Consider the following 26753-nt stretch of genomic DNA (forward strand, 5'->3'; position numbering starts at 1 on the left):
CTGCGGGTCAGTCGAGGAGGGCGGCGACGGCGGGGGCGAGGACGCTGTTGGCGACGAGGTAGCCGCCGAGGAGGAGCAGGGCGACCAGCCACCACGGCGGGCGGGCGAGCTGGACGCCGAGGACGGCGACGACGAGCACGGCGAACCACAGCGGGACGTCCATGGCGGGATCTCCTTCTCAGGCCTTGCAGCGGTGGGTGCGGGCGGCGAGTTCGGCGGCGGCGCGGCTGTCGTACTCGGCGGAGAAGTCGCAGCGGGGCGCGGTGCAGGCGGCGAGGTGCCGGTTGCGGCCGCGGGCGAGGTACGAGGCGACCTGGACGGGACCGATGCGGCGGACGTTGCGGAAGCGCGGGGTCACTGGGGCGGTCCTTTCTCAGAGATGGGCGGCGACGGACGGCGTCATGGAGGGCGGGAGGCCGAGCCGGGTGCGTACGGCGTCGGGGTCGGCGGGGTGGCCGGTGGCGGCGTGGTGCTCCTCGGCGAGGGCCCGGACGCGGTCGACGAGGGCGGGCGGCAGAGTGACGGCGGGAACGGGAGCCGGGGCGTCGGTGAGACCGGTAGGGGGCTCCTCGGGGGCCGGGTCGGTGGACGGTGCCGGGAGCGCGTCACGGTGGGGTGCGTCGACCGGGGCCGGGGACGGGGCCGAGGGCGGTTCAGGAGCCGCCTCCGGCACCGGCGGGTGCGCGGGCTCCTCCTGCGTGCGGGGCGCGTGCGCCAGGAGCGTTCCGCCGAAGAAGGCGACGGCGGGCCAGCCGGCGACGACGACGCGGAGCGACGCGGGGACGTCGTCCAGGTCGAGGAGGCCGGCGGTGGCGACGTTGGCGCCGAGGGAGGCGGCCAGGGCGATCAGGAACCACAGCCGCGGGCCCCCGGCCGGTTGTCCGGCACGCTGCTGTGCGCGCATCCGGCGCCAGGCGGCGACCAACAGCAGGTCTACGGAGACGGGGTAGGCCCACGCCTTCCAGCCGCCTTGTCCGGCCGCCGCCGCGAGGTCGTGCAGGTGGGAGAAGGACAGGGCGCCCGCTATGACGGCCTGGATGATCACCGCGTCCACGCGGGCGAGGTGGGCACGCATCGTCTCGTCTTCCTTCCGGTTCGAGGCATGGGAGGGGTAGGGACCTGGCGCGAGGCGGTCACGCCGACCGTGGGAGAGGGGTGCGGTTACTCGGTCACCGGGCGGGCGGTGGGCACGGCCGCGGGGGCAGTGGCCACCCCGGCGGGCTCGGCGGCGGCCACGGGTCGGAAGGCGTCGAGGCGGGGCAGCTCGGGCACGAGGGCGGAGGTGGCGCGGCAGACGGCCGCAGCCTCGTCGAGGGTCAGGTGCGGGGAGCGGGCGCGGGACCAGCCGCCGGAGGAGTCGCCGACGATCGCGACGCCGGGACGTTCGGCCGGGATCGAGGTGGCGGCCAGCGCCGCCTCAGGAGAGATGTCGGCCAGCGCCATGTTCGCCGAGGACTCGTCGTTGACGCGGTGGCAGACACGGCCGGTGAGCTGGGCGCGGAGCATGGTGGCGCCCTTGCCGAGTTCGGAGCCGAAGCGCTGCCCGCACACCTCCAGGTAGATGCCGGCCGCCCGGCCGAGCTGGGCGATACGGATCAGCTTGGTGACCATGGCGTCACGTCGCTTCTCGTCGTCCCGGCTCGCGGCGAGGAAGAGTTCCGCCACCTCGTCGACGACGACCACGACCGGCACCGGCCGCACCTTCTCCGGCAGGCCCCACACGTCCGAGGTGAGGACGGCGTCCGGACCGGCGCCGGAGGCGAGACCGATCAGGCGGAACCGTGCCTCCATCTCCTCCAGCAGGGCATCGAGCAGTTCGTTCGCCCGGTCCGGGGTGTCGGCGAGGGCCGACAAGCGGGGCGCGAAGGGAACGAGTTCGACGCCCCACTTGCAGTCGATGCCGACGAGGACGACCGGTTGCCGGGCCAGGCCGCACAGGAGGTTGCGCAGGTATACGGACTTGCCGGACTGCGTGGCGCCGAGGATGAGTTCGTGCGGCACGGCGCGGAAGTCCCGCATGTGCCAGTGCCCGTCATCCCGGAGCGCCAGCGGCAGGGACAGCAGGCCGCGGCTCTGCCACCGCCGTCGGCGCCGTACGTCCGCGAGCACGTCCCAGCCGATCAGCCGCAGTTCGAGCCATCCCGGTTTGGTCGGGCGGATGTGGACGGCGTGAGCGGCCCAGGCGTGCCGCAGCCGGTCAGCCGAGGCCATGAAGTCCTCGGGCGCCTGCCCGGTTGCCATGCGCAGCCGCATCACGAGTCCGGACCCGGTCGGCAGCGGCAGGGACCGGCGAGGCGGTACGGGCGCCGCCTCCCGTCCGATCATCCGGACCGTGGCCCGGCGCATGGCGGACGCCGGGACCGTCAGGCCGCAGGCGTCCATCGTGGCCCGGTAGGTGGTGAGCACGCGCAGCGCAACGAGCGGATAGCCCACGAGCCACCAGAATGCGACCGGCACACGCCGGCGCAGCACCAGCAGCGCGACGAGCACCACGAGGCACAGCGCCAGCGTCCACACGGTGTCGGCCATGGCCGTCAGCCCTTCACCGGGGCGGGAGCGGCGACCATGACGGCGTCCGCGCGGTAGGCGATGCCGTGACGCATCCGCCCGCCGAACTCGCTCTCCCACGGCCGGGCGACGAGCCCGGACAGGATGACCGGGACGCCCATCATCAGGCCGTCACCGATGCCCGGCTCCGGAACGGTCACCTTGATCATGTCGGAACCGCCCTGCGCGATGAATACCAGCTCCAGCACCATGAGCCGCTCGTTGGTCACCGGGTCCACGGCGACCTCACCGGACTGACGGTCCTTCACCTTGACCTCGGGCAGCTTGGTGACGAGTAGCGTCGCGGCCGAGGTGTCGACGGGGATGGTTCGCATTCTCTGAGCCTCACTGGGTTGGCGGCGCCAAGTAGTCGGCACCGCGTCTACTGAATACCCCCCTAGACAGTGCAGGGGGGGACCCGCCGCCCTAACTGTCTAGGGGGGTCGACAGAGACGGTAGACCACTGAGCTGCAACTGTCTAGGGGGGTATACGGATGAACTCTCGGCCTCTGATCAGGCGCCCTGGCGCCCGTGCCCAGCGAGGTCACGGCTCCCGCCTCACCAGGACGCCAGCGGCCCAGCAACATGAGTCACTGACAGGACAGTTGAATCCGGTAGCCAAGTCGTGTTGCGCTCGGTCATCTCATGGGCATGGGCCTACACGGACGCCACGATGACAGGTAGTGCGGCCGAACGGGGGCGGATCACCGATGTCGTACGGCTGGTGCAGATGTGGACGGGACGGCTTCTGGAACGGAGAATCATGGGACCACGATTGCGCGTGTAAGTACGAGAAGCCCAGGGAGCGAGAAAAGCTACGGAGGCAGCGCGACGAGCCATCGGATGATGCTGGCTCGTCCACAAAGGCCGACACATCAGGGCCTGGCGGCTGCCTGGGCTGCATCGTGGTGCTTGTGGTGATCGCCGTCGTCTGGGGCGCTGACGGATTCGCCTACCTCCTGAAGGTGCCGATCGCCCTTCTGGTGATGGCGTTCCGCGCACTAACCGGTTGAAAAGGCTCTACTGGTTCACTCGGGGGAGCCGATGCCTTGTGACAGCCCCCAGTGCAGGGCGGTGGCGTCATCGTGCGCCTTGCCCCGTGGCCAGCGTCGCCCGTCGAGATCGCCGGCCTCTGCTTCCCGCACGCGGCGGATCAACTTGGCGGGCCCGGACGTACCGAGAACGGCCAACGTGTCTTGCCACGTGGTGATCCCGAAGCGGTCGACGAGTCGGGTAGCGCCGTCGCTCAGCAACGTCACCGACGCCAGCGCTTCCAGCGGCACCGCCCCGGTAAGGGCATGTTCGGCCGCGAGCGGATCCGGTCCGGCGATCCAGAAGCCGCCCGGCCGGTTGCGGAGCCCTGTCAGGGCGTCGCGGTACTCGGCCAAGGCGGCGGCATGTTCGGGTGAGCCGGTGGGCAACGAGTCGACCGGCCCGCGCAGCCGTTTGCCGACGTCGTCCAGGCGCCGGTCCGTGACGGCGGTCGGCTTCCCGTCCCTGTCGGCGAGCAGGAGTGTCGAGTCGCCGAGGACGAGGTACTCCAGGGCCCCCGCGGAAGCCCGCACGGCAAGGACCGTGCTGGTCGGACTGGCCCGATAGGTCAGGTCACAGGTGCCCTCATGCAGGGAGCGGACAGTCCGGATCGAGTCGGCCAAGCAGTCGGTGAGCGGTCGGGCGGGTTGCGCGGCGATGGAGCCCAGCAGCAGCCCGCCCAGCGTCGTGGAGAACCATGCGATGCCATGAACGCATCCGGTCTCCGCCCCAGCCACGCCGGCACCGTCGAGGAGGACGGCCGCGCCGACAGCAGCAGCGGCGAAGTCCTCGTTCTCCCGGCCCGGTTCCGCGGGCTCAGAGTCGACGACCACGTTCACGCCGTCGTCTCCTCGTCGTGCAGGTAGAGCGGGGTGAGCAGTTCAACGGATTGCGGTTCGTCGGTCTCGGGGGCGTAGTCGACGCTCACCAGGGTGGAGAAGTGACGCTCACCCACCTGCCCCCAGAGCGTGTTGAGGTCTGAGGCGAGCAGCTGGACGACGCCGAGGGAGCCCGCGGTGTGAATGCCAGCGATGGCGAGCACCGAGCCGTTGCCGTCCGGCCGGGGCAGCCGGCCGAGGTATCCGACGTCGTGCGGGCGGGACGGTTCGGTGTCCGCTCCCGCGCGGTACGTCGAGCCGGTACGCCGGTCTACCAGGGCCCACGGCTCGCCCTCCGGGTGCTCCCAGCCGAGCACCGGGTCCTGCGCGTACAGGTCGCTCATGGCCTGAGACATGCCCGGCCCGCAGACGACGACCAGGCCGTCACGGTTGAGGTCGACCTCACCGCCCACCTGCACATGGCCGGAGCTGACGTCGAGCCCGTAGGACTTGGCCAGCTCCTCGAGCCGCTTCCCGGAGTTCATGTCGGCCATGGCGACGACCGGGCGCTTCTTCTCACGGTCCCACCGCAGCGGGGTGACAACGGTGACGGCGCCCGCGCCGAGGAAGGCACCTTCGGGTGCCGGTCCGGTGTGCCGGATCTGATGAATCCGCCCGCGGCTCAGGCCGGCCTTCTCGGCGATCTGCGCGTACGACAGCCCTTGCGCGTGGAGGTCCTGGACCACACGGCGACGCAGCCGGGCGAGTTCGGTCACCTCCTGCTGCGCTTCGGCCAACCGCGTTGTGACCTCACGCAGGAGCAGGTACGGATCACCGATCGCCGTGATCCGCTGCAACTCGTCCGACATGACCACACCTCCTAGAAGTACCCAGGAGTCTAGGGCCCTAGACAGAACAGGCGCGAGACGGCGTCCCGATCGAACCCCGATCACGTAGAACGCGGCCCGCCGCCGAGGTACACCCTTGGGGCTCACTCCCCACCGCCCAGAGGACGAGTACGGCCCGCCGTCGCACCACGCGCCATCACTCGCCCACCCGTACCAGGTCTGCCCAGATGCAGCGTCCGCCGGAAGGCCGGTCCTTCACGCCCCAGTCCTTCGCGCAGGCCGCGACCATCATCAGCCCGCGGCCTCCCTGCTCGGCCGGGCTGGTCACACTCCGCACCACGGGTTCACAGTCGCCGCCCTGGTCGACCACCTGAATCCGCACGAAGTCATCAGCGAAGCCGACGATCACGAGGAACCATCCTCGGTACCAGCCGCTCCGCGTGTGCCGGACGGCGTTCGCCGCCAGCTCGCCGACGATGAGGACGGCGTCATCGACGAGGCCCGAAGCCTCGTCTTCCAACAGGCCGGCGACGAAGTGGCGGGCTTCGGCCACCTGCCACGCCTGGCCGGGAAAGATGCGGGACCACTCTGCGGGCATGGGAACACTCCTCTACGTCTAGGGGGCTAGACATGCAGTGAGCAGAGTATTCCTGGGTGCAACAGATGAGCCAGGCATCAAGAGGAATTATTCCTCTAACGAGTGGCGGAGCTGTCCAGGTCCCGGAAGTCCGCCATCACCCGGAGCAGGAGTTCCCGCACCTCAGACCCGTAGACCGCGGCCGCTTCGAACTGACGGAACGTCTCCTCGTAGGCGACCACTTCGGCAGAGTCGTCCGAAGCCCGCTCATTCCGGAAGGTCTCGACGACGACCGCCGCTCGATCGCACAAGGTGAACCCGTGACGAGGCATGACGGGTACGGCGCGACGCCAGGGCAGTACACCGAGGCGTACCGTGCTCAGACTCTCGACAGCCAGCAGCCGGTCGAGCTGGGCAAGCATCAGCGCAGGACTCCCCGGCCAAGTCCGCAACACGGCCTCCGTCAGCACGAACGCCGACTCCCGCCCCGGTTCGTACAAGAGGCTCTGCCGCTCCACACGGGCGGCGACCGCACGGCCGACAGCTTCCGGAGTCGCGTCCGGCGCACTGCCGAAGACGTGCCGGGCATACTCCGCGCTCTGAAGCATGGCCGGCAGAACGACGCACCCGAACGAGCGGACCAGCCGAGCAGACCGCACCGCTTCATCAAGAGCCCCCACGACGGAGGCCTGAGGCTCCGGAGCTTCAACAGCGTCCGATGCGGTCTCCACCGCGACCAGGAGGTCACGCACTTCCTGCCTCGTCGACTCGTCGAGGTCAAGGGCGCGAGCCAGGCGGTCCAGGACGTCAGCGCTGGGGACCATTCGCCCGTTCTCCACCTTGGACACGGTCGGTTGACCCACCCCGGCTCGATGCGCCAGCACGGCCCCCGTCAGACCAGCCTCAGTACGAAGTCCGCGAAGACGCACCCCAAGCGCCTTCATCCGCTCCTGCCGCTCACTCCCCATAACCAGGGTTGTACACCACAGCCCAGCAGGGCCCGTAAGCCCAAGCGGTGATGGCCACCAGCCCAACGCCCCACCACGAGCACCTGTTACAGGTTTCTCTACCTCATCAAGGCGGCTCGCTCCGCTCCCCGCGCGCGGCCCGGCCCCCGGCCGGGCCTGCGCTCCTGCCTCCGTCCCGCTCCAGCCCGGCCGGTGTCCGTGCCGCGCTCAGCAGTTAGCCGCCAGACAAGAAGCGCCGTGGCTGAGAAGGCTGACTGCTGCCCCCGCCACGATCACGACCTCAGTCGCAGGCGCCCCTTGTGGGAGTTCGTGAATTTTTCTGGAAACGATCTTCATGTTGGGGTTTGCCGTGCGTCGTAGCGGATGGGACAGCCTGTGCGGTGCTGGTGAGCCGTCAGGCAAGGTTCGAATAGAGGAGCACGGATGGCCAGCAGGGCTGACCGGTCTCCCGGCGACGAGGGCGTGCGTCGGGATCGGGGCCGAAGTAGCGAGCGGGCGGAGCGTCAGCAGACGCAGCCCATGACAGGCGGCCGGCCGGAGGAGGTGTTGTCGCCGGAGGCCGCCGCGACGTGGCAGGCGGCGCTGGAGCGCCAGCGGCAGATGACGTGGACGCTGTCCCGTAGCGTGCCGTTGCCGCATGCCGAGGACATTGCTCAGCAGGCGATGATGAAGGCGTGGGTCTACCTCACGGACGATGAGGCCCGGCCGGTGGAGAACGTGGGCGCGTGGCTGCGCACGATCAGCACGAATCTGCTGATCGACCACAAGCGCCGACTGATGCGGCTCGTCGAGGTCTTCGTCGAGGATCATGAGGACGTCCTTGATGAAGGAGATGGCGATACGCCTCAGAGCATGCGGGAGCTCCACGAGAAGGCGTTCGAGATGGCCAAGCAGCTCGACGGGCTGGTCACGCCGTGGGAGGCCAAGGTCGTCGTGCTGCACAAGGCGTACATGCTGCCCACCAAGGATGTCGCGGAGATGCTGCAGACCACGACGGCCTCGGTGCGGTCGACGTCCCACACGGCGGTGCGCAAGCTGCGTGCTCCCGATCGGAAACGGCAGGTGTTGTACCGGTTCGGCTTGACCGACTGAGGCCGGTCAGCTCCTTCGCGAGCCCGTGAGTCGCGCGTTCCGTTCGCGTGGTTCACGGGTTCGAGTGGGAAGCTCATCGGCTTCTCAAACCAACACCACCCGTTCCAATGAGATCCGCGCGACACGGGGCGCGCGGGTGTAAAGGGGACCAGCATGCACAGTCGCTTTACACATCACTGGGCGACATTGATCGCCCTCATCATGGTCGCCGTCGGGATCACCGCCCGGGCGTGGGACCGTCTGCTGACCGTCGTGTTGCCGCGGCTGCCCTTCGGGGAGGCTTCGTTGCGCAAGAGCGAGCAGCAGGCAACTCGGCGTGCCGGGTCTGCTACGCCTCGGTCTTTGGGGGAGGCGCGCAGTTGATGACGACGGACTTAACGTGACGTAGGCCACAGGCAGAGCCGGGCTCCGATGTTTCGGAGCCCGGCTCAGTCATTCCCGGTGTCGGAACAAACCACCGTCGCCCGCTGCACGTCGGGGTAGGGCCCAACGAGCGGCAGAAGGGCGGCCCCCAGAAGGAGCCTGGCCGATGACCAGCTTGCCTCAGCCGTACGGAGATGACCAGGGCAATCAGCTCGATGCCCTCCTCATCGCCGCCAAGGACGAGTTCGACCGTCGCGCGGAGGGGAAGAGGGAAGCCCGACGTGAGGTGCGACGCCTGCACCGCGCTCGCCGGGCGCACCTGCGCTGTCTTCGTCGCGTCCGCCGTGCCGAAATGGGCCGCCGCGCAGCGGCGGTGGCGCGGTCCTTGTCTCCGGTCGGTCTCGCCGGTCTTGGCACCGTCGCCTTCGTGGCGTCGATCGTGATGTTTGTACAGGGTGACGTCCAGGCGGCCGACATGCTCAGCGCGGCCATCGGCTTCTGGGCGCTGGCCGTGGCCCTGAAGCGCGCGAAGTAGCGGGTGCCTCTGGAGGACGCAAGAGTGGCCTCGACCGGTCCCCGGGTCGGGGCCACCCGTCGTTCCATCAGCGCATACCGAGGTCGGCGCGGCCTGCTGGGCTGGGCAGTGTGGAGTGTCGTTGGTCGCTGGGCAGCCGCTCGTTTGACCCAGCGCGGTCCCCATGTGGGAGGCGATGACCACCGAGTCGTGGTTACGACCCGGCCGGCGCGGCCTACCCTGGTCGACGACACCGGCAGCGTGGCTAAGGCGAGTGAGAGTGCAGCGAGGCACACGCGTGCGTGGTCGGTCGACGCACCCGCCATCGTGGCTGACTGTCGTCGGCTGAGGTCCAGACGTGCCCCGTGTAGGCCTGGAGTGATCACCGTGCGGCGGATTTAGTGGGTGAGTAGGGGACTTGTCAAGTCCACCTCTGGCAGCTGACACCATCGCCTGACACCAACAGCCCCGGACGCCAGCGATCAGCGCCGAACCTCGGCGAACCCTCCCCAAGCGCCACGGCCAGTTGACCAAGGTTGCCGCCCCCCTGTGACCGACCTGATAAGGATGAGGCCACAGGTTCAAATCCTGTTAGCCCCACCAGCGAGAAGACCCCCAACCGATCATGGTTGGGGGTCTTCTGCGTCTGTGGCTGACACCAACGGTCTCGCGGGGGTGAGCGCCGGTGGGCGGAGGGCGGTGGGGTGCCTGGTGGGTTCCGGGCATGCGAAGGCCCGGTCGCTGGCGACGGGGGATGCACCAGCGACCGGGCTATGGCCAAGGCTAACAAGGGTGGTTGCCTGGGGGGAGGAACTCTCCTCTACGGCCGGACGTTGTGACGGGTATCACTTCGCTGTCAGGAGTCGTCGCAGGGAGGTTCGTAGGAGAGGCGGGGGAGGTACTCCTGCCACTTGTCCTCGGTCAGGACGCCGCGGGTGGTCGCGCAGATGTGGCTGATGGCGTCGTCGACGTCGAGGTTCCACAGCCGCACGGTGTCCGTGCCGCTCGAGACGCCGAGCATGGGGCTCTGGGGGCTGAAGGAGAGGAAGTTGCCCGTCTTGGCGTTGGGGCTCATCGACTGGCCGATGGGGGCCGCCGCGGAGGGGTCGGCGACGTTCCAGAGGCGGACGGTGTTGTCGTTGCCGCCGCTCGCCAGGGTGTGGCCGTCCGGGCTGAAGGTCAGGGACACGACCGCTTCCGTGTGCCCGGTGAGGGGGGCTTCCAGCCGGGAGGCCCGGCGGGGGTCGGTGACGTCCCACAGGCGGACCGTGTCGTCGTCGCTGCCGCTGGCCAGCGTGTGGCCGTCGGGGCTGTACGCGAGGGTGTTGACCGGGCCGTGGTGCCCGGTCAGGGGCGTGCCGAGGAGAGCGGCGCGGCGGGGGGCGGTCACGTCCCACAGGCGGATCGTGCCGTCCGCGCTGGCGCTCGCCAGGGTCCGGCCGTCCGGGCTGAAGGTGAGGGCGTTGACGTAGCCCTTGTGGCCGGTGAGGGGGGCGCCGTAGGGGGTGGGGCGGGACAGGTCGGTGATGTCCCAGAGGCGGAGGGTGCGGTCGTCGTAGGCGGTGGCGAGGGTGCGGCCGTCGGGGCTGAACGCCAGTGCCTCGGGGCCCATGAAGCGGGTGAGCAGGGTGAGGGGAGCGCCGTAGGAGACCGGTCGGGCCGGGTCGGTGACGTTCCACAGGTACACCGAGCGGCTGCCGGTGAGCACGGCGAGGGTGCGGCCGTCGGGGGAGAAGAGCAGGGAGCGCTGGCCGCCGTTGCCGGGCAGGAAGGGTTCGTTGAGGAGGACGGGCCGGTCCGGTCTCTCCACGTTCCACAGCCGGACGCTGCCGTCGCGCGCGGCCGTGGCGAGCACCCGCCCGTCCGGGCGGAACGCCCCGCTGCGGCCGATCATGTCGGACGTCGGGATCGACCACAGACGGACCTTGCTGTCGCCGCTCCCGGTGGCGAGGGTGCGGCCGTCGGGGCTGAAGCCCAGGGCGTACATCTCGCCGCTGCTCCCGGCCAGGGGTTCACCGACCTGGGAGGGGTACGCCGGGTCGCTGACGTTCCACAGGCTCGCCGTGCTGTCGGCGCTGGCCGCCGCGAGCATGGTGCCGTCGGGGTTGAACGCCACCGACCAGATCGGCGCCGTGTGGCCGGTGAGCGGCGGCCCGAGCTGGCCGGCCCGGCGGGGGACGGAGACGTCCCAGAGGCGGATGGTGTCGTCCGCGCCGCCGCTGGCGAGGACGCGCCCGTCGGGGCTGAACGCCACGGAGTGCACGAGGTCCGTGTGGCCGGTCAGCGTCCGGAGCGCCTCGGGCCGGTCCGGCTCGGCCACGTCCCACAGCCGGACCGTGTCGTCGTCACCGCCGGACGCCAGCGTCCGTCCGTCCGGACTGAACGCCACCGACCGCACCGCGGCGGTGTGGCCGGTCAGCGCGCCCAGCGCCTTCGGCCGTGCCGGGTCGGCCATGTTCCACAGCCGTACGGTGCGGTCCTCGCCGGCGGAGGCCAGGGTCCGCCCGTCCGGGCTGAAGGCGAGCAGGTAGATCGTGCCCTTGTGGCCGGTCAGGGGAGCGCCGAGCGGCTTCGGACGGCTGGGGGCGGTGACGTCCCACAGCCGGATCGTGCCGTCGTCGCCGGCGCTGGCGAGGGTGTGGCCGTCCGGGCTGAAGACGGCGCTGCTCACCCAACTGGTGTGACCGGTGAGGGGTTCGCCGAGCGGTTCGGGGCGCTCGGGGTCGTGCACGTCCCACAGCCGTACGGTCCGGTCGTAGCTGGCGGTCGCCAGGAGCCGTCCGTCCGGGCTGAACGAGGTGAGGTAGACGGCGCCGGTGTGGCCGAGGAGGGGGGTGGCGAGCGGGGCGTTGACGATGGAGATCAGCCGGTTGACGGTGCCCTCGTCGTCCGGGCGCAGGCGGTGCGCGACCAGGTCGAGCTGCGCGGACAGCGAGGGGTCCGTGTACTGGACGCGGTCGGCCTCGGCGACGACCTGCTCGAACACGGCGTCGTTGCGCTGCTGCCAGGCGACGACCGCCGCGCCGACGGCCAGGACCGCGAGGACGACCAGGGTCGACACCGCGGCACGGCTGAGCAGGACGATCCGTCTGCGCAGCCTGACCGAGGCGGCCAGGAACTCCACCGCGCCGCGGGTCAGGTAGGTGTCGCCGGCGGACCGGGCCCATGCGCGGGCCTGTTCCAGACGGGATCCCCGGTAGAGCAGCGACGCGTCGCGCCGGGACTCCTCCCAGGCCCTGCCGTCCTCCTCCAGGCGCTGGCGGAGGAGGTTGCCGTTGCGGTCCTCGTCGATCCAGTCGCGCAGTCGCGGCCAGGCGTGCAGCAGTGCCTCGTGGGTGATCTCCACGGTCTCCGCGTCGAGCGTCACCAGCCGGGCCCGTACCAGCGCCTCCAGGGACTCCTCGGTCTTGCCGGGGTCCGTCGACTCGGCCGCCAGCTGGCGCCGGGTCCCGCGCCGGCGGGTGGCCTGGGTGTCCTCGCTCAGCCGGACCAGCCGGAGCAGGAGCAGCCGGGCCGCCGTACGGGCCGCCGGGTCGAGTCCGGACCACGCGCGTTCTGCGGTCGCCGCCACCGCTCCCTGGATGCCGCCGGCCGCGCGGTAGCCCGCCAGCGTCAGCCTGCCCGCCTTCCGCCGCTGCCAGGTGGCGAGCAGCGCGTGGGAGAGGAGCGGCAGCACGCCCGCGTCGTGCGCGCCGCGCGGACCGTCGGCGCTGACCTCACGGACGATCAGCTCGGCGAGACCGGGTTCGAGTTCCAGTCCCACGGCTTTGGCGGGACCGGTGACCGCTTCGCGCAGCTCCGCGGTGGTCAGCGGGCCGAGCACCATGTGCCGGTGCTGGAGGGCGTCGGCCAGTTCGGGATAGCCCAGGCACTGCTCGTAGAAGTCGGCGCGGATGCCGAGGATGACGAGGACGGGGGCCCGTTCGCCCGGGGCGTCGGGGGTGCAGGCGGCGTGGAGGAGCTGGATGAAGGTCCGCCGGGCCGTCTCGTCGGGGCAGAGGGTGAAGGTCTCCTCGAACTGGTCGACGATGAGGACCGGGCGGGGGGAGGGGGTGCGGGACGGGGTGGGGGACGGGGTGAGGGGTGTGGGAGAGGTCGGTGCGGGGGCGGGCGGTGTGCGGACGGACGGCGGGGCAGCGGACGGCGGCGGATCGGATGGTGTGGGGCCGGGGGGCGTCGTCGTCGCCCAGGCCGTGATGGCGGCCCGTACCGTCCGGGCGAAGTGCGGGGTGCCGGGTTCGTTCGCCGCCGGCTCCGGTGTGTCCCGTACGGGCGGGGCGGTCCGGGCCGGGTGGGGAGGGGGCTGGGTGAGGCCGGGGAGGGCCCGGGTGAGTTCCGGCAGGGAGCGGGTCAGCTCCGCGAGGGGATCGGCGCCCGGTACGAGGTGGAGGACCTTTCTGCTCCGGCTGTCCTCGTCGCCCGGCGCGCCGTCGCGCAGCGCGGGCACCAGGCCGGCGCTCAGCAGGGAGGACTTGCCCGCCCCCGAGGCGCCCACGAGCATCACGAGGCCACCGGTCTCCTCGGCCGCGCGGAGCTGGGCGACCAGGGCCTCCGTGCTCCGCTCCCGGCCGAAGAACCAGCGGGCGTCCTCCTGGCGGTACGAGGCCAGCCCCCGGTACGGGCAGACGCCGCCGGGCACGGGCGGGGGGTCGCCGCCCGGGGGCTGCTCCTCCTCGGCCGCCTCGGGACCGTCGGCGACCGGGTCGGCCACCGCGCGTTCCCACAGGCGCTGCCACTGGGTCAGGTCGTAGAGTCCCGTGGACACCGGTACGGGACGCAGGCGGCGCGCCTCGGGGATGAGCACGTGCAGGACCGCCGCCAGGGCGGCGAACTGTGCGGGCACGTTGCGGGCCCGCCGCCAGTCGCTGATCCGCTGGGCGGACACCCGTACGGGCCGCCCGCGTTCGTCGACCCGCTGAAGGCGGGCGACCGCTTCGGACACGCGCTTGAGCGGCGGGTTGCCGGCCTCCCTGTACAGCAGCGCGAGACGTTCCGCGAAGGCCGTGCGCGCCCCTGAGCCGGAACCCAAGTCTCCACCCCTTACTCCCCCCGCAGCCGGCATCCGGTCCGGAAAACTCACTGTATACGGCTGACCTGCGGTTAAGCCGAGGACCGGACGCCGGAACCTCCCTTCGTACGGGCCGAAAATGGCAGGATCGCATCGCAGTGGCGCATCAACCGGACGACGCCCGCACAGGCCACCAGCTCAGCGGTCGCGGGCAGCTCGGGGCACCGCATGTTCCCGGCCAACTTTCGCCAGAGTTCTCATACGATCGCGACCCCCGTCGCCTGAGCGCGCGGGGACCCGAGAAGCAGTCCCCCGACCGGACTGCTGCCCCACCCGGGCCACGGGTTCCCGGCTTACCTCGGTCCACGCCTCCACGGCGCGGGCCGACGTCACCCGCACCGTTCGGCAGCGGTCCGCACGAGGGGAGGGACCGGTGCCGAACGGTGCGGCGTGTGGATGCGGCGTGGGGCGCCGTCACGTAGGGGTAGCCCCTCAGGGGCCGTGCCACCGCAGTGACGCCAGCGCTCGGGCCCGGGCCGCCACGACGGCCATACGGGCCGCCCGTTCGGCCGGATCGACGTGCGCCGCCTGCCCCGTGGCCTGGCCGTGCCACTTCCGGTACAGGAGCCCCACCTCAGCCGAGAACCACCCACGGCTCACCGAGTCGAGCGCCAGCAGCAGCCCGGTGTCCTCCGACGCCGGCAGCGCCATCCAGCCGCCCAGCGCGAGCAGCAGATCACGCCGTACGCACAGGGTCGCCGGATGCACCTGCGCCCGGAAGCCGTTCGCCGTCCAGTGGGCGAGTACCTCCCCGCGCTCGATCGGCCCGTCGGGCGGATCGTCCGGGAAGCCGGCCGTCGTGCCGTCCGGCAGCAGGTCCAGGGCGCACGACGTCGCCCATCCGATCGTCGGGTCGCCTTCGAGGGCGGCCAGGTCGCGGGCCAGGGCGCCCGGGGCGAGCCGGTCGTCGGCGTCCAGGACCTTCACGTACTCGCCCTCGGCGTGGGCGAGCGCGACGGTGCGGGCGACACCCGGTCCGCCCCGGCGCCCCTGACGGAAGGTCACGCGCGGGTCGGCGTCCGGCAGGTGCGGGGCGACCTCGTCCGTGGTGCCGTCCTCCTGGACCACCCAGTGCCACTCCCAGCCGTCGGGCAGCTCCTGGTCGCACAGCGACGCGTAGGCCTCCGGCAGGTACGGGGCGGACGGGGCGTGCACCGCGGTGACGACGACGATGCGCCGGATCACGGCAGGACTCACCGCACTCACCACCTTTCCGGGAGCGTGGTCACGGGCGACTCCGTCATGGTCGATCAGCCTATGGGCCGTCAGAAGGTGTCATGGAGGCGGGGTTTGTGCCGGACGGACACGTCATGGGCCCGTACGGGACCTGTCCGCGTGCCCGTACGGGGAACCGTGGGCGTGCCCGTACGGGGACCCGTACGCGCATTCGCAAGTGTGCCCGTACGTGGACCCGTGCGCCCCTGATCTGCTTCGCGCGCCGTGCGTGGGGCCGGATGTCGCGCACGGACCGGCACACGCGGCCCTGCCAGCATCACGGACCGTTCCTCTCCCCTCCCCCACGCCGTCGAAAGGCAGACGCCCGTGTCCGTCGCGCCCCTGGACCACTCCGCCTCCGGCTACTCGCCGACGCACGCCTACTGGCTTGCGCACGCCGCCCGTGCCGCGTACCAGCCCCCGGAGAAGGCCGAACAGCTCGCCCGCGAGTGGAAGTTCGAACGGTTCCGCCACTTCTCGGCCCCCCACACCATGCCTTTCCCGATCGAGGACACCCAGGCCTACGTCGCCGCCAGCGAGCACATGGTCCTCGTCGCGTTCCGCGGCACCGAGCCGGAGCAGATCCGCGACTGGCTCACCGACACCGCCACCCCGCCCGTCCCCGGACCGGGTGGCAAGGGGTACGTGCACGTCGGATTCCACCGTGCGCTCGACGTCGTGCACCCGCAGATCCGCGAGACGGTGGGGGAGTTCAAGGACAACGGACAGTCGGTGTGGTTCACCGGGCACAGTCTCGGCGGAGCCCTGGCGATGCTGTCCGGCGCGCGCATGTACTTCGAGGCGCCCAACCTGACCCCGCACGGCGTCTACACCTACGGCCAGCCGCGTACCTGCGACGCCACCCTGGCCACCGCCTACGACACCGCGCTCAAGGGACGCACGTTCCGGTTCGTCAACAACAACGACATCGTGCCCCAGGTCCCGCCGACGCCGTTCCGCCACGTCGAGGCCCTCCGCTACTTCGACGCCGACGGCAGGCTGCACGACCGCATTCCCGCTGTCGGCCTGCTCGCCGACAAGGTGCGGGGCGCCACCGCGGATCCGTTCGCGCCGGCCGGCGACGGCATCCGCGACCACTTCATCGACCGGTACGTCGCCCTGCTGGAGAAGAACCTGCGCTGACCTGCGCAGACCCGCGCTGGCCCGCCCTGACCCGCGTTGCACCGGGCCGGCCTGTGCTGACCGGGGCGCGCCGCCCCGGCCGGCCGCCGTACGAGGGGTCCGCCCGACGTCCGGCGGGCACGGCGAAGGCCCGGTGGCTCCTGGGAGCCGCCGGGCCTGCTTCGTGCGCGCTGTAAGGCTGTACGCAAGTCGCCGTTACATCGTGTCGGTGGGGGTGCCGCGTCCTCAGCGCTGGAGCGGGATCGGCGCCTTGGCGCCGCGCGGGAGGACTTCGGGCTCGCAGGGCGTCGTGCGGGGCTCGGCCGGTTCGCCGAGGCCGGCGGCCGGGGCGGCTTCCGGGCCGGGGGCGGCTTCTACGGCTGGTTCGGCGGCTGGTTCGGCGGCCGGATCGGCGGCCTGTTCGGCCGGGTCCGCCTCCGGGAGGGGGCGGGTGCGGCAGCTGGGCGACTTGCCGTGGGCCTCCGCGCGGATGCGCTGTTTCATCGTGGGGGGCAGTGACCGTGCGTGGAGCCAGGCCCAGGGGGACACCGCCGGCACGGCCGGGTGGACGGTGCGTCCTCCGTTGTCGCTGTTGCGCGCCGGCTCGGTCTGTGCCACCGCCGTCGTGGCGGTCGTCGTGATGAATCCGAGCGCGGCGCACACGGCGAAGAAGGCGGTGACGATGGCGGTCCACAGCTTCATGACCCGGTTCTCGGTCATGTCCCTCACTTTCGGGTCGAGCGATTTGCGTACTTTCCTCATGATGTGTATGTGGGGTGCGAAGTGGTGGAGCAACGCTCGCGCCGCCGCGATGTTCGGATGAACACCACTCGGATGGCCTCATAAAGGAAGAAAAGTATGGAAGGCGGGCGTAGGTGGGGCGAAATCACCCTCCGTGGAGAGGTGATCACCCTCCGGTTCTATGGGGTGATCCGGTCTCGCCGGGCCCGGCTACTGCGCCGTCGGGGGCGGTAGTTGAGGGGCCGACGCAGGTCACCGATCGATATCGGTCGGTGTGTATAGTCGGGCGCCAGAGGTCCCCAACGTCAACGAAAGACGAGGTCGCGCGGTGAAGAAGCTTCTCCTGGTCGCACTGGCCGCCATTGGCGGGCTCCTCGTGTACCGCCAGATCCAGGCGGATCGCGCCGAGCAGGATCTGTGGACGGAGGCGACCGACTCCGTGCCCACGGGTTCGTGAACACAGACACCGAGAACTGAGCAGACCCCGGCCGCCTCAGCGGTCGGGGTTTCGTGTTGCACGGGATCTCGGCCCCGTGTAGGGGCGAACGTTTCGGACGCCCGTACGGAATGCGCGGGTGGCGCCCGGGCCGACGGGGCAGGATGGCCCACGGCCGGGTCCGGGCGGACCCGGTGCCGGCGAGGGCGAGGGGGCGTGCGGATGGGCCGGCGTACGGGGCGGCGGACCGCCCGGGGGCGAGCAGCCACGATGACCGGGATGACCGGGATGTCCGCCGTGATGGTCATGGCGCGCATGGCCGCTGTGACCGCAGTGACGGCGGTGACCTTCGTGACGTCGGTGCTGCTCCCCGGGACCGCTGCCGTGGCGACCGCCCTCTCCCACCCCTACGACCGTGACGACGACGACCCCGACTCCGCATACGGCTACGGCTTCGACGGCGACGCCCGGAGCGCCGAGCCCGCGAAGGGCACCGCCGACGCCGTACGTCTGCACCCCGGTACCACCTACCGGAGCTCCCTCACCGGCCGCGGCAAGGCCTACTACCGCCTCGAACTCGACGCCACCTCGACCACGTACGTCTCCGTCACGGCCGTCCCCCGCCCCGGCGCCGCGCCGGCGAGCGGCGACGGGATCAGCGTCTCCGTGCAGAACGCCGACGGCGTCGGCTGCTCCTACGACTCCGTGACCACCGGCGCCTCCCGCAGCCCGCAACCGATCACCGCCTGGGCCGCCCGGGAGATCCAGCCGGGCCTCGGCCTGTGCCAGGAAGCGGGCACCTACTACGTCGTCGTCGAGCGCACCGGCACCGGCACCGGAACCGGCACCGGCACCGAGTCCGACCGGCCCTGGGACCTGGAGCTGGTGCCCGTCTCCGAGCCGCCCCTGGAGAAGGCCGGCGCCACGGGCGTGCCCGAGACGTGGAACTCCGCCACCCCCGCCCCGCTCGTCGCCGAGCCGGTACCCCGCCGGGGCGGATCGGGCTTCGCCGGGGCGACCGCGCTGTCACAGGGCGTCTGGAGCGACGACCTCGCCCCCGGCCAGACCCTCTTCTACAAGGTGCCCGTCGGCTGGGGGCAGCAGGTGTACGCCACCGTCGACCTGGACAGCGCCGACCAGGACACCGGGTTCGTGGTGCCCGCGCTCGACATGACGCTCTACAACCCGGTGCGCGCCGAGGTCGTGCACACGAGCGCCGGCTACGGCGGCCGGCAGACGTCGACCTCCCTCGCCCCGGTGCCGCCGGTCCGCTACACCAACCGGTACGCCCCCACCGACCCCGCCGACAGCCTGCGGTTCGCCGGCTCCTACTACCTCGTACTGCATCTGTCGGCGCAGGTCGCCGAGAGTTTCGGCGACGGGCCGTACGGCCTGCGGCTGCGCGTCCGCGTCGACGGAGCGGCAGGCAGGGCCGGGCCGGGGTACGCCGGGCAGCCGGTGCCGCGTGACGTCTTCGACGCCGGTGCGCGGGAACCGGCCCGCGCGCCGGGCGGCACCGTGGCCGCGGGCGAGGGTGGTGGCACCGCCATGCGGGCGGTCGCCGTGGGCGGTATCGGCACCGGCAGCGCGCTGCTGCTGGTGCTCGGCGTGTGGACGGTCACGGCCCGGCGCCGGACCTCCGCTCAGATCCGCGCCAACGCCCAGAACCCCACGGCGTAACAGGCCAGCGCGAGCAGCAGCAGCGGCAGCGCCACCTTGGCGGGTGGGCCGGGCCGACGCGGCGCACGGGCGCGGCGGTGCCCCCGGCGGGTACCCGCTGCCCTTCCGGAGGGAGCGGGGGCAGCGGGGACAGCGGGGGAAACAGGGGCCGCGGCGGAAGCGAGGGCCTCGGGGAGAACGGGGGCCTCGGAGGAAGCGGGAGCTTCCTGGGCCGTGTACGCAGCCGTGGTGGAGGCGCCGGTGCGTCGGCCGCCCGAGTGCAGCGCGTACGTGGAGTCGTACATGGAGTCGTACGGGGATCCGTGGGGGGAGAGGTGCGGGGAGCCCGTGACGTGATGCGGTTGCGGAGGGAGAGCGGGAGGGGGCTCGGGGGCGGAAGCCGGCGTGGGGGTGGGTGTGGGCGTGGGGGCCTGGGTGGGCTGAGGGGGCGGCAGGTGGAAGCTGCCGGTGTCCGACATGGAGGGGACGGGAGCGCCGGGCACGGGCACGGGCGCGGAGGCCGGCGGGCGTCCGGGCTGACGCGGATCGCTCGCTGTGGAGGACGTGCCGGAGCCGGAGCCGGTGCTGGCGATGGAGCCGGTGCCGGTGCCGGTATCCCGGCCGTATGCCACGGAGCCCGTGCCCGGGCCGTGCTGCGGCGAGGTCCGCTCGAAGGCCGACGGCGCCACGGTGATGCCCGAGGCGCGCTTCAGCGGGCCCTCGGGGCCGAATCCCGGGGGCAGCGGCCCGAGTTGGTCGAAGATCTCGATCTGCTCGTCGTCCGGGCCGGGCTCGGGCAGCAGCTCCGCGGCCGCCGCCAGTGCCTTGCGCACCCCGGTGGCCGTACGGAAGCGGGCCTGCGGATCCGGTTGCAGCAGCGTGGCCACCACCTGCCACAGCGGCTCGGGGATGTTCTGGGGCGCGCCGGGTGTGCCGTGTTCCGCGAAGTAATGGACGAGCGCCTTGGCGTCGGGCTTGGCGCCCTCCAGCAGATAGAGCGCCACCAGGCCGACGGCGAACAGGTCGGCGGGGAAGTCGGGGTCGGAGCCCAGCATCTGCTCGGGCGCGAGGTAACCGGGCGTACCCACCACGAGATTGGTCTCGGTCAGGCGGGGCTCGCCCAGGCGCATCGCGATGCCGAAGTCGGACAGCCGCAGCCGCGGCCGGGCCGTGCCGGTGGCCTCCAGGAGCACGTTGGCGGGCTTGACGTCACGGTGCACGACGCCCTCCGCGTGGACCGCGGCGAGCCCGGACAGGAGCTGGTCGAGGAGCGTGCAGACGAACGCGGGAGGCAGCGGACCGTAGTCGCCGACGAGGTGGACCAGCGACCCGCCACCGACCAGGTCCATGGTGAACAGGACCTTGTCGTCGTCGGCGGCCCAGCTGGCGGGGGCGAGCACATGGGGGTGGTCGATGCGCAGCGCCTGCTCGCGGACGAAACGCAGCAGGGCGTGGGCGTCGCGCTGCTGGAGCACCTTGGCGGCCACGTAGCGCCGGCGCCGGTGGTCCCAGGCGCGCCAGACGGCGCCCACCCCTCCACGGCCGATCGGGTCGGCGAGTTCGTACCGTCCGGCGAAGACCTCACCCATGGCAGTGCGTCGCTCCTCCCCCTGCGGTTTCCCTCTGCTGTCCCTCGTTACCCCCGTGACGAGCGACAGGACCCCCTCCGTGACGAGTGACTCGAACCCCTCCGTGACGAGTGAACCGACCCCTTGGACGCGTGGCGCGTCCCTTCCCGAGCGGCAGGACCCCCGTGACGGGCGATGACGCCCTCCCGCCTGTCTCCGGCCCGGTCGCCGAACCCCCTTCGGTCTCCCCGGCCGTCGGATCAGCTCTGGTGGGACTGGTAGTGCGCGACCGCGTCGGAGGTGCGGCCGGCGCCGTACACCCGGAGGAACTCTGCCAGCTCCGGGTGGGTCGGGGCGAGGGTGTCGGCGGCCTCGATGATGTCGCCGGCGGCGGCGACCGAGCGCAGCAGCGACTGGATCTCGCGGACCACGCGCTTGACCGTCGGTGCCCCCGAACCGCTGGTGGTCTGCGTGGTGTTGTTGAGCACCGAGCCTCCCTGCGACCTCTTGATCTCGTCCATGCGCTCGGTCGCCTCGGCGGCGCTGACGCTGCCGTCGGCGGCCTGGGCCGCCAGCTCCTGAAGCAGCTGCACCCGCTGCACCACCGCCGGATTGCCGATCTTCGCCCGCTGACCGCTCATCAGCTGCGACAGCATCGGCGCCGACAGTCCCAGTACCCCCGCGAGACGAGCCTGGTTGAGACCGAGATCGTCGATGAGCTTGCGGAAGAGCGCCCCCAGCGGCTCTCCGTACCAGTTCCGCTGCAGTTCCCGCGCTCTCGCGGTGGCTTCCTGCTGTGCGGCGTCCATGTGCGTCTCCCCATCGCTTCCCCAGAAACCGTGGTTCGCTGCCGCGAACCACGCCGAGCATCTTACGGAGCGTGGTCATGCGCGGGGACCCCCAATCTTTTTGCGGGATCAGGGGGGTGACCCGGTACTCTGGTCTGCGGCGCCCACCGGTAGGGGGTTTCTCCGGCTGGTCGTTTCTCTTCCAGGGGCCTTAGCTCAGTTGGTAGAGCGCTGTCTTTGCATGGCAGATGTCAGGGGTTCGACTCCCCTAGGCTCCACCTGGAGATGCCCTCCGAACTGCGAGAACGCAGCTCGGAGGGCATTTTTGCGCCCTGCGCGGAGGCAGTGCCCGTGTGCGGCCCCGATCCACCCCCTCCGCCACGGACACGCAACGGGTACACCCTGAGCGCGCTACGTGACCGCCCGGCACGAGGAACACCCCTCCGGCCACGTAAACGCGGTCAAAGGGGTGTTTCACGTGAAACGTCGTTGTGGTCCGCCGTGATCGCCGTACGTCGTCGGCCCCACGTGGTAGGCGCCACGTCCTCGATACGTCGTAGAAGTCGAAGCCTCAGCTGCGGTCCTCGCGGTTCGCGGCCTCCTCCTCGGCCTCCTTGGCCTGGACCTCGGGGTCGAGAGCGGACGCCTCACCGGTACCGCCCACCGGGTTCAGGCCGCCCCCGGCGGGAACCTCCGTGGCGGCGGGCGGCTCGACCAGCCAGTCCGGGTTGGCCTGCTTGTCCCACCACTTCCACGCCGCGTAAGCGCCCGTGCCGACGAGACCCACCACGGCCAGGGCCTTGGCGAGCTTGCCCGCCCGTGCCCGCCGCCGGTGCTTGCGGACCAGTTTCTCGATCTCCTTGGGCGTCACCTGGCCGCGGAGCGCGGCCAGCGCGGCGATGCCCCGGGCGGCGGCCTCGTCCTTCACGGGCCCGGCCGCGGCCTTCGCCTGCTCGATCTTCGGCCGGGAGTATTCGGCGGCCTGCCGTGCGGCCTGACGCGTCCGAACGGCCGCCTCATGAGCGGCGTGGTCGACCTTCGGCGGCACATGCGCCCGTGCCTGCTCCAGGCGGGGCGCGACATGGGCGCCGTACTGCACGCGGGCCTGTACGGCGGCCTGGGACACCTTGGGCGCGAGCCGTACGCGGGCCTCCTGCGCATAGAGCGCGGCCCTCTCCTTGGCCGTGTCGGCGTAGGGCGCCACCACTTCCGCGGCGTGCAGCACGCTGTCCTTCGCCGAACCGGTCGCGGCGCGCACGCTGTCGATGCGGGTCACGGGTTCCTCCTCCTCGGTGGCGTACGGTATTTCGACTTTCCACCCTTTTACGGATCATGCCTGCCGGCGGCCGCCTCGGCATGCGCGGACGGGCATACGGGTGCCGAACGTCCCGAGTGGTAGTGATCGGATGCAAGAGGGGGTGAATACGGGGAACGGGGGCTTGTCGTCGACAATGCCACGGATCGGCTCCGCCCGCTCCCGCCCCGGACGGCCCGGGCGCTTTTCCGTGTCCGTACCCCGGACGGCCCGAGCGCCTTTCGTGTCCGGAGCGACCCCTTCCGTCGCGGGTGCCGGGCGACGTACCGTCCCGGGCGTGCGAGGATCGGGGCGTTACAGGAAGACAACGGAAGGCAGATCGTGGCCGAGCAGCTGTACGCCACCCTGAAGACCAACCACGGCGACATCGAGGTCCGGCTCTTCCCGGACCACGCCCCCAAGACGGTCAAGAACTTCGTCGAGCTCGCCACCGGCGAGCGCGAGTGGACCCACCCCGCCACCGGCGAGAAGTCCTCGGCGAAGCTCTACGACGGCACGGTCTTCCACCGGGTGATCAGCGGATTCATGATCCAGGGCGGTGACCCGCTGGGCAACGGAACCGGCGGTCCCGGCTACCAGTTCGAGGACGAGTTCCACCCGGACCTGCGTTTCGACAAGCCCTACCTGCTGGCCATGGCCAACGCCGGTCCGGGCACCAACGGCTCGCAGTTCTTCATCACCGTCTCCCCGACGGCCTGGCTGACCCGCAAGCACACCATCTTCGGCGAGGTCACCGACCCGGCCGGCCAGAAGATCGTCGACGCCATCGCGGGCACGCAGACCAACCCGCGCACCGACCGCCCGCTCAACGACGTCGTCATCGAGTCGGTCGTCGTCGAGAAGCGCTGACGGCAGGACGCACCGGTTCCGGTCGGGAACCATTTGCCCCGCTCGTCCGTAGTGACGAGCGGGGCACAGCCTTGCAGACGACGACGTTGGGGGACCCCATGGACCAGGCGCCGGGCAGCCGCCAGGACGACGCCCACAGCGGCCTGCCCGCTTGCTACCGGCACGCCGACCGTGAGACGGGCGTGCGCTGCACCCGGTGCGAGCGCCCCATCTGCCCCGAGTGCATGGTCAGCGCCTCCGTCGGCTTCCAGTGCCCGGACTGCGTCCGCACCGGCTCCGGCACGGGACACGCGCCCTCCGCGTCGCAGCCGCGGACCCTCGCGGGCGGCACCGTCGCCGCCGACCCCCGCCTCGTCACCAAGATCCTGATGGGCCTCTGCCTCGCCGCGTTCCTGGTGCAGCTCTCGGTCGGGGACCGCTTCACCGACCGGTTCGACCTGATCGGACAGGCCTACGTGCCGGCCCTCCAGGATGTCGAGGGCGTCGCGCGGGGGCAGTGGTACCGGCTGCTGACCTCGATGTTCCTGCACAGCACCTATATGCACATCCTGTTCAACATGCTCAGCCTGTGGTGGCTCGGCGGCCCTCTCGAACAGGCACTCGGCCGGGTTCGCTACCTGGCGCTCTACGTCGTCTCGGGTCTCGCGGGCAGCGCCCTGACCTACCTCCTCGCGGCCCCGAACCAGGCCTCGCTCGGTGCCTCCGGCGCGATCTTCGGCCTGTTCGGCGCCACCGCCGTCCTGATGCGCCGTATGCGCTACGACATGCGGCCGATCATCGCCCTGCTGGTGATCAACGGGATCATCACCTTCGGGTGGGGCAGCATCGCCTGGCAGGCCCATGTCGGCGGTTTCGTGGCCGGCGTCGCCATCGGCTACGCCATGGTCCACGCCCCGCGTGAGCGGCGTGCCCTGGTGCAGTTCGGCACCTGTGCACTGGTGCTCGTGGCAGCCGTGGTGATGACCCTCTTGAGGACCGGCCAGCTCAGTTGAGCGCAGGTTGTCCACAGCGTGTGCCCGATCTTGTGCACACTGTGGGGGAACAGCTGTGCCCCCTGTCACCGACCGATGTTCTCGCAGGTCAGGCAGGGGGCGAACAGGTTTTCGAGGGGGTGGGGGTTCGTCACACCGGTGTCAACCTCGGGCCGGTTATCCACAGATCGTCGTTCTTTTTCCCCACTGTGGAAAACGGCTGTGGATAACTCGGTGGATACCCCTGGGCAGAGGTGGACGGAGGAGTGGTCCGCCTGCTACTTCCACTGGGTGGAGACGCCGAATCCGGCGGCGATGAAGCCGAAGCCCACCACGATGTTCCAGTTGCCGAGCTGGTCGAGGGGCAGGGAGCCGTCGGTCACGTAGAACACGACGATCCAGGCGAGCCCGATGAGGAACATGGCCAGCATCACCGGCGCGACCCAGGCCCGGTTGTTCAGCTTGATCGCGGTCGTCTGCTTCACCGGCGGCGGCGTGTAATCGGCCTTCTTGCGGATACGTGACTTCGGCACGAGGGTCTCTCCTGTCGATGCGCTGCGTGGCCGCGCAGGGAACTGGGTCGGGCTCGGGGCAGCGTACAAGGGGACACTGAGGCTCCCCCGGGCGTCCGTTAGCGTAGTGCTTCTACGGCGCCGAAGGAGATAAGGGTACGTTGAGCAATTCTGCCGACTCCCCCGGGACGGGTTCAACGGGTTCCGCTTCCGTCCGCCGGCCCCGTCTCCGCCCGGTGCGGGTACTCACCATGGGTGTCTTCGCCCTCGCGGGACTCCTCTTCGTCACCAGCTTCAACACGGCCAAGGGCACCAACATCCGCACGGACGCGTCCTTGCTGCAGCTCTCCGACCTGATCCAGGAGCGCAGCCGTGAGAACGGCGCACTGGACGAGTCCAACGCGGCCCTGCGCGACGACGTGGAGTCGTTGGCCGAGGCCGACGACGGCAGCACCCAGGCCGAGGACGAGAAACTCGCCGGGTTGGAGGCGCAGGCGGGCACGCAGGAGCTCAAGGGCGAGGCGATCACGGTCACGCTCAACGACGCCCCGCCCGACGCCACCGCCAAGCTCCCCGGCTACCCCGAGCCGCAGCCCGACTACCTGGTGATCCACCAGCAGGACCTCCAGGCCGTGGTGAACGCCCTCTGGCAGGGCGGCGCCCAGGGCATCAAGGTCATGGACCAGCGGCTGATCTCCACCAGCGCCGTGCGCTGCGTGGGCAACACCCTGATCCTCCAGGGCCGTGTCTACTCACCGCCGTACAAGATCCAGGCGGTCGGGGACCCGGAGAAGCTCCAGCAGGCGCTCGCGGACTCGCAGGCGATCCAGAACTACATGGTCTACGTCAACGTCTACGGCCTCGGCTGGAACGTCACCGAGGACGGGACGGTGACGCTGCCGGGTTACTCGGGCACAGTGGACCTGCACTACGCCGAGCCGGTGGAGTAGCCGCGGGCAGCCGGGACCACCCGGAAGAAGCGGAGCAGCCGGAACAGCCGTTCGTTCCACGGGGAGCCGCCGGTGCGCCTGATCGTCCGGACCCTCAGCGAGCTCTGCGTCACCCTGGGCACCGTGATCGTGCTCTTCGTCGTCTACGTGCTGTTCTGGACGGGCGTGCGGGCCGACCACGTGATGGACGAGCAGGTCGACCACCTCCGCGACCAGTGGGCGCGGCACCCGGCGCAGGGCTCCTCCCCGGCCCCGCAGTCCCCACAGCCCTCACCGGCCCCGCAGTCCCCGAGTGCCTCCTCCAGTCCCGCGCCGCCCGCCGCGTACCGGCCGGGCAGCGCTTTCGCGATCATGTACATCCCGCGGCTCGGTTTCACGTGGAACAAGCCCGTGCTCGAAGGCACGGACACCGGCACCCTGAAGAAGGGGCTCGGCCACTACACGGGCACGGCCGCGCTCGGGCAGACCGGGAACTTCTCCGTCGCCGGGCACCGCCGCACCTACGGCGACCCCTTCAAGGACTTCCCGAAGCTGCGGCCCGGGGACGCGGTGGTGCTGACGGACGGGACGACCTGGTTCACGTACCGGATCGACCGGGGGCCCTACCGGACCGTGCCGGCGGACGTCGAGGTGATCGACGCGGTGCCCCGCGCGTCGGGGTACACGCGTCCAGGGCGCTATCTGACGCTGACCACGTGCGACCCCGAGTGGGGTCACAGCCACCGGCTGATCGTCTGGGCGCACCTGGACTCCACCCAGCCCGCGGAGGCAGGCGAACCGGCGGCCCTACGCCGTTAGTC

Annotated in this window: 25 protein-coding genes and 1 tRNA gene; 10 read left to right on the forward strand and 16 right to left on the reverse strand. The window is 71.1% G+C overall.

What is annotated here, in order from left to right:
* Window positions 1-7: 7 nt before the first annotated feature.
* The 9 genes from ACFYWQ_RS24635 to ACFYWQ_RS24675 all read right to left on the reverse strand — a co-directional run bounded on the left by ACFYWQ_RS24635 (window position 8) and on the right by ACFYWQ_RS24675 (window position 6790).
* On the reverse strand, window positions 8-163 hold the full coding sequence (locus tag ACFYWQ_RS24635; protein ID WP_389519018.1) for a hypothetical protein: 156 nt from the start codon (window positions 161-163) through the stop codon (window positions 8-10).
* 15 nt (window positions 164-178) lie between these two features.
* A complete protein-coding gene (locus ACFYWQ_RS24640) occupies window positions 179-358 on the reverse strand; it encodes a mobile element transfer protein (protein WP_389519019.1) in 180 nt (59 codons plus the stop codon).
* A 15-nt stretch (window positions 359-373) separates the two neighbouring features.
* Window positions 374-1075 carry a DUF2637 domain-containing protein gene (locus tag ACFYWQ_RS24645; protein ID WP_389519020.1) on the reverse strand — a complete coding sequence of 234 codons (702 nt, stop codon included), beginning with the start codon at window positions 1073-1075 and terminating at the stop codon, window positions 374-376.
* 86 nt (window positions 1076-1161) lie between these two features.
* On the reverse strand, window positions 1162-2529 hold the full coding sequence (locus tag ACFYWQ_RS24650) for an FtsK/SpoIIIE domain-containing protein (protein ID WP_389519021.1): 1368 nt from the start codon (window positions 2527-2529) through the stop codon (window positions 1162-1164).
* 5 nt (window positions 2530-2534) lie between these two features.
* Window positions 2535-2882: a hypothetical protein gene (locus ACFYWQ_RS24655; RefSeq protein WP_389519022.1), complete on the reverse strand. Its 348-nt coding sequence runs from the start codon at window positions 2880-2882 to the stop codon at window positions 2535-2537.
* Window positions 2883-3575: 693 nt separating this feature from the next.
* Entirely contained in the window at window positions 3576-4418 is an 843-nt protein-coding gene (locus ACFYWQ_RS24660; RefSeq protein ID WP_389519023.1) for an integrase, read from the reverse strand.
* Window positions 4415-5266: a sigma factor-like helix-turn-helix DNA-binding protein gene (locus ACFYWQ_RS24665; RefSeq protein WP_389519024.1), complete on the reverse strand. Its 852-nt coding sequence runs from the start codon at window positions 5264-5266 to the stop codon at window positions 4415-4417. Before ACFYWQ_RS24665 ends, ACFYWQ_RS24660 begins: the two co-directional genes overlap by 4 nt.
* Window positions 5267-5441: 175 nt before the next feature.
* Window positions 5442-5843: an ATP-binding protein gene (locus tag ACFYWQ_RS24670; RefSeq protein ID WP_389519025.1), complete on the reverse strand. Its 402-nt coding sequence runs from the start codon at window positions 5841-5843 to the stop codon at window positions 5442-5444.
* A gap of 95 nt (window positions 5844-5938) precedes the next feature.
* Window positions 5939-6790 (reverse strand): helix-turn-helix domain-containing protein, encoded by an 852-nt coding sequence (locus tag ACFYWQ_RS24675; RefSeq protein ID WP_389519026.1) that lies wholly within the window; start codon window positions 6788-6790, stop codon window positions 5939-5941.
* 423 nt (window positions 6791-7213) lie between these two features.
* Here ACFYWQ_RS24675 and ACFYWQ_RS24680 point away from each other — a divergent pair, with 423 nt between their 5' ends.
* Together ACFYWQ_RS24680 and ACFYWQ_RS24685 are read left to right on the forward strand one after the other, a co-directional pair.
* Window positions 7214-7882 carry an RNA polymerase sigma factor gene (locus ACFYWQ_RS24680; RefSeq protein WP_389519027.1) on the forward strand — a complete coding sequence of 223 codons (669 nt, stop codon included), beginning with the start codon at window positions 7214-7216 and terminating at the stop codon, window positions 7880-7882.
* Between the two features lie 529 nt (window positions 7883-8411).
* Complete coding sequence (locus tag ACFYWQ_RS24685) at window positions 8412-8780, forward strand: hypothetical protein (protein ID WP_389519028.1); 369 nt, start codon at window positions 8412-8414, stop codon at window positions 8778-8780.
* Between the two features lie 835 nt (window positions 8781-9615).
* On the opposite strand, the gene ACFYWQ_RS24690 is transcribed toward ACFYWQ_RS24685, so the two are convergent.
* Entirely contained in the window at window positions 9616-13821 is a 4206-nt protein-coding gene (locus ACFYWQ_RS24690; protein WP_389519029.1) for a hypothetical protein, read from the reverse strand.
* A 438-nt stretch (window positions 13822-14259) separates the two neighbouring features.
* Window positions 14260-15024, reverse strand: a complete 765-nt coding sequence (locus ACFYWQ_RS24695; protein ID WP_389519030.1) for a glycosyltransferase family 2 protein — start codon at window positions 15022-15024, stop codon at window positions 14260-14262.
* A gap of 345 nt (window positions 15025-15369) precedes the next feature.
* Between ACFYWQ_RS24695 and ACFYWQ_RS24700 the strand changes: the two genes are divergently transcribed.
* The gene (locus tag ACFYWQ_RS24700; RefSeq protein WP_389519031.1) at window positions 15370-16185 is read left to right on the forward strand and encodes a lipase family protein; all 816 of its coding nucleotides are present in this window, start codon (window positions 15370-15372) and stop codon (window positions 16183-16185) included.
* A gap of 225 nt (window positions 16186-16410) precedes the next feature.
* On the opposite strand, the gene ACFYWQ_RS24705 is transcribed toward ACFYWQ_RS24700, so the two are convergent.
* Window positions 16411-16884: a DUF6344 domain-containing protein gene (locus tag ACFYWQ_RS24705; protein ID WP_389519032.1), complete on the reverse strand. Its 474-nt coding sequence runs from the start codon at window positions 16882-16884 to the stop codon at window positions 16411-16413.
* Between the two features lie 349 nt (window positions 16885-17233).
* Between ACFYWQ_RS24705 and ACFYWQ_RS24710 the strand changes: the two genes are divergently transcribed.
* The gene (locus ACFYWQ_RS24710) at window positions 17234-17362 is read left to right on the forward strand and encodes a DLW-39 family protein (protein ID WP_003999697.1); all 129 of its coding nucleotides are present in this window, start codon (window positions 17234-17236) and stop codon (window positions 17360-17362) included.
* 258 nt (window positions 17363-17620) lie between these two features.
* Window positions 17621-19021, forward strand: coding sequence for a hypothetical protein (locus tag ACFYWQ_RS24715; protein ID WP_389519033.1), 1401 nt, complete (start codon window positions 17621-17623; stop codon window positions 19019-19021).
* Here ACFYWQ_RS24715 and ACFYWQ_RS24720 read toward each other — a convergent pair.
* Window positions 18985-20589, reverse strand: coding sequence for a serine/threonine-protein kinase (locus tag ACFYWQ_RS24720; RefSeq protein ID WP_389519034.1), 1605 nt, complete (start codon window positions 20587-20589; stop codon window positions 18985-18987). The genes ACFYWQ_RS24715 and ACFYWQ_RS24720 overlap by 37 nt on opposite strands.
* 239 nt (window positions 20590-20828) lie before the next feature.
* A complete protein-coding gene (locus ACFYWQ_RS24725) occupies window positions 20829-21377 on the reverse strand; it encodes a helix-turn-helix domain-containing protein (RefSeq protein ID WP_389519035.1) in 549 nt (182 codons plus the stop codon).
* A gap of 184 nt (window positions 21378-21561) precedes the next feature.
* Here ACFYWQ_RS24725 and ACFYWQ_RS24730 point away from each other — a divergent pair.
* Window positions 21562-21634 (forward strand) — tRNA-Ala (locus tag ACFYWQ_RS24730).
* Between the two features lie 293 nt (window positions 21635-21927).
* Here the strand turns inward: ACFYWQ_RS24730 and ACFYWQ_RS24735 are convergent.
* Complete coding sequence (locus tag ACFYWQ_RS24735; RefSeq protein ID WP_389519036.1) at window positions 21928-22632, reverse strand: DUF5324 family protein; 705 nt, start codon at window positions 22630-22632, stop codon at window positions 21928-21930.
* Between the two features lie 360 nt (window positions 22633-22992).
* On the opposite strand from ACFYWQ_RS24735, the gene ACFYWQ_RS24740 reads away from it, so the two are divergent.
* Window positions 22993-23520, forward strand: a complete 528-nt coding sequence (locus ACFYWQ_RS24740) for a peptidylprolyl isomerase (protein WP_389519037.1) — start codon at window positions 22993-22995, stop codon at window positions 23518-23520.
* Between the two features lie 98 nt (window positions 23521-23618).
* Window positions 23619-24512: a rhomboid family intramembrane serine protease gene (locus ACFYWQ_RS24745; RefSeq protein ID WP_389519038.1), complete on the forward strand. Its 894-nt coding sequence runs from the start codon at window positions 23619-23621 to the stop codon at window positions 24510-24512.
* A gap of 257 nt (window positions 24513-24769) precedes the next feature.
* Here ACFYWQ_RS24745 and crgA read toward each other — a convergent pair whose 3' ends face one another.
* Window positions 24770-25024 (reverse strand): cell division protein CrgA, encoded by a 255-nt coding sequence (gene crgA, locus ACFYWQ_RS24750; protein ID WP_389519039.1) that lies wholly within the window; start codon window positions 25022-25024, stop codon window positions 24770-24772.
* A gap of 140 nt (window positions 25025-25164) precedes the next feature.
* Here crgA and ACFYWQ_RS24755 point away from each other — a divergent pair, with 140 nt between their 5' ends.
* The gene (locus ACFYWQ_RS24755; RefSeq protein WP_389519040.1) at window positions 25165-25953 is read left to right on the forward strand and encodes a DUF881 domain-containing protein; all 789 of its coding nucleotides are present in this window, start codon (window positions 25165-25167) and stop codon (window positions 25951-25953) included.
* Between the two features lie 72 nt (window positions 25954-26025).
* The gene (locus ACFYWQ_RS24760) at window positions 26026-26751 is read left to right on the forward strand and encodes a class E sortase (protein ID WP_389519041.1); all 726 of its coding nucleotides are present in this window, start codon (window positions 26026-26028) and stop codon (window positions 26749-26751) included.
* Window positions 26752-26753 lie beyond the last annotated feature (2 nt).

The sequence above is a fragment of the Streptomyces sp. NPDC003247 genome (assembly GCF_042888135.1).
In the GTDB taxonomy this organism is placed as follows: Bacteria; Actinomycetota; Actinomycetes; order Streptomycetales; family Streptomycetaceae; genus Streptomyces.

Coding starts and splice junctions, on each gene's coding strand:
- ACFYWQ_RS24635 (WP_389519018.1), bottom strand. CDS start 163: ATGGACGTCCCGCTGTGGTTCGCCGTGCTCGTCGTCGCCGTCCTCGGC.
- ACFYWQ_RS24645 (WP_389519020.1), bottom strand. CDS start 1,075: ATGCGTGCCCACCTCGCCCGCGTGGACGCGGTGATCATCCAGGCCGTC.
- ACFYWQ_RS24650 (WP_389519021.1), bottom strand. CDS start 2,529: ATGGCCGACACCGTGTGGACGCTGGCGCTGTGCCTCGTGGTGCTCGTC.
- ACFYWQ_RS24655 (WP_389519022.1), bottom strand. CDS start 2,882: ATGCGAACCATCCCCGTCGACACCTCGGCCGCGACGCTACTCGTCACC.
- ACFYWQ_RS24665 (WP_389519024.1), bottom strand. CDS start 5,266: ATGTCGGACGAGTTGCAGCGGATCACGGCGATCGGTGATCCGTACCTG.
- ACFYWQ_RS24670 (WP_389519025.1), bottom strand. CDS start 5,843: ATGCCCGCAGAGTGGTCCCGCATCTTTCCCGGCCAGGCGTGGCAGGTG.
- ACFYWQ_RS24675 (WP_389519026.1), bottom strand. CDS start 6,790: ATGGGGAGTGAGCGGCAGGAGCGGATGAAGGCGCTTGGGGTGCGTCTT.
- ACFYWQ_RS24680 (WP_389519027.1), top strand. CDS start 7,214: ATGGCCAGCAGGGCTGACCGGTCTCCCGGCGACGAGGGCGTGCGTCGG.
- ACFYWQ_RS24685 (WP_389519028.1), top strand. CDS start 8,412: ATGACCAGCTTGCCTCAGCCGTACGGAGATGACCAGGGCAATCAGCTC.
- ACFYWQ_RS24690 (WP_389519029.1), bottom strand. CDS start 13,821: ATGCCGGCTGCGGGGGGAGTAAGGGGTGGAGACTTGGGTTCCGGCTCA.
- ACFYWQ_RS24705 (WP_389519032.1), bottom strand. CDS start 16,884: ATGACCGAGAACCGGGTCATGAAGCTGTGGACCGCCATCGTCACCGCC.
- ACFYWQ_RS24715 (WP_389519033.1), top strand. CDS start 17,621: ATGACCGGGATGTCCGCCGTGATGGTCATGGCGCGCATGGCCGCTGTG.
- ACFYWQ_RS24720 (WP_389519034.1), bottom strand. CDS start 20,589: ATGGGTGAGGTCTTCGCCGGACGGTACGAACTCGCCGACCCGATCGGC.
- ACFYWQ_RS24725 (WP_389519035.1), bottom strand. CDS start 21,377: ATGGACGCCGCACAGCAGGAAGCCACCGCGAGAGCGCGGGAACTGCAG.
- ACFYWQ_RS24745 (WP_389519038.1), top strand. CDS start 23,619: ATGGACCAGGCGCCGGGCAGCCGCCAGGACGACGCCCACAGCGGCCTG.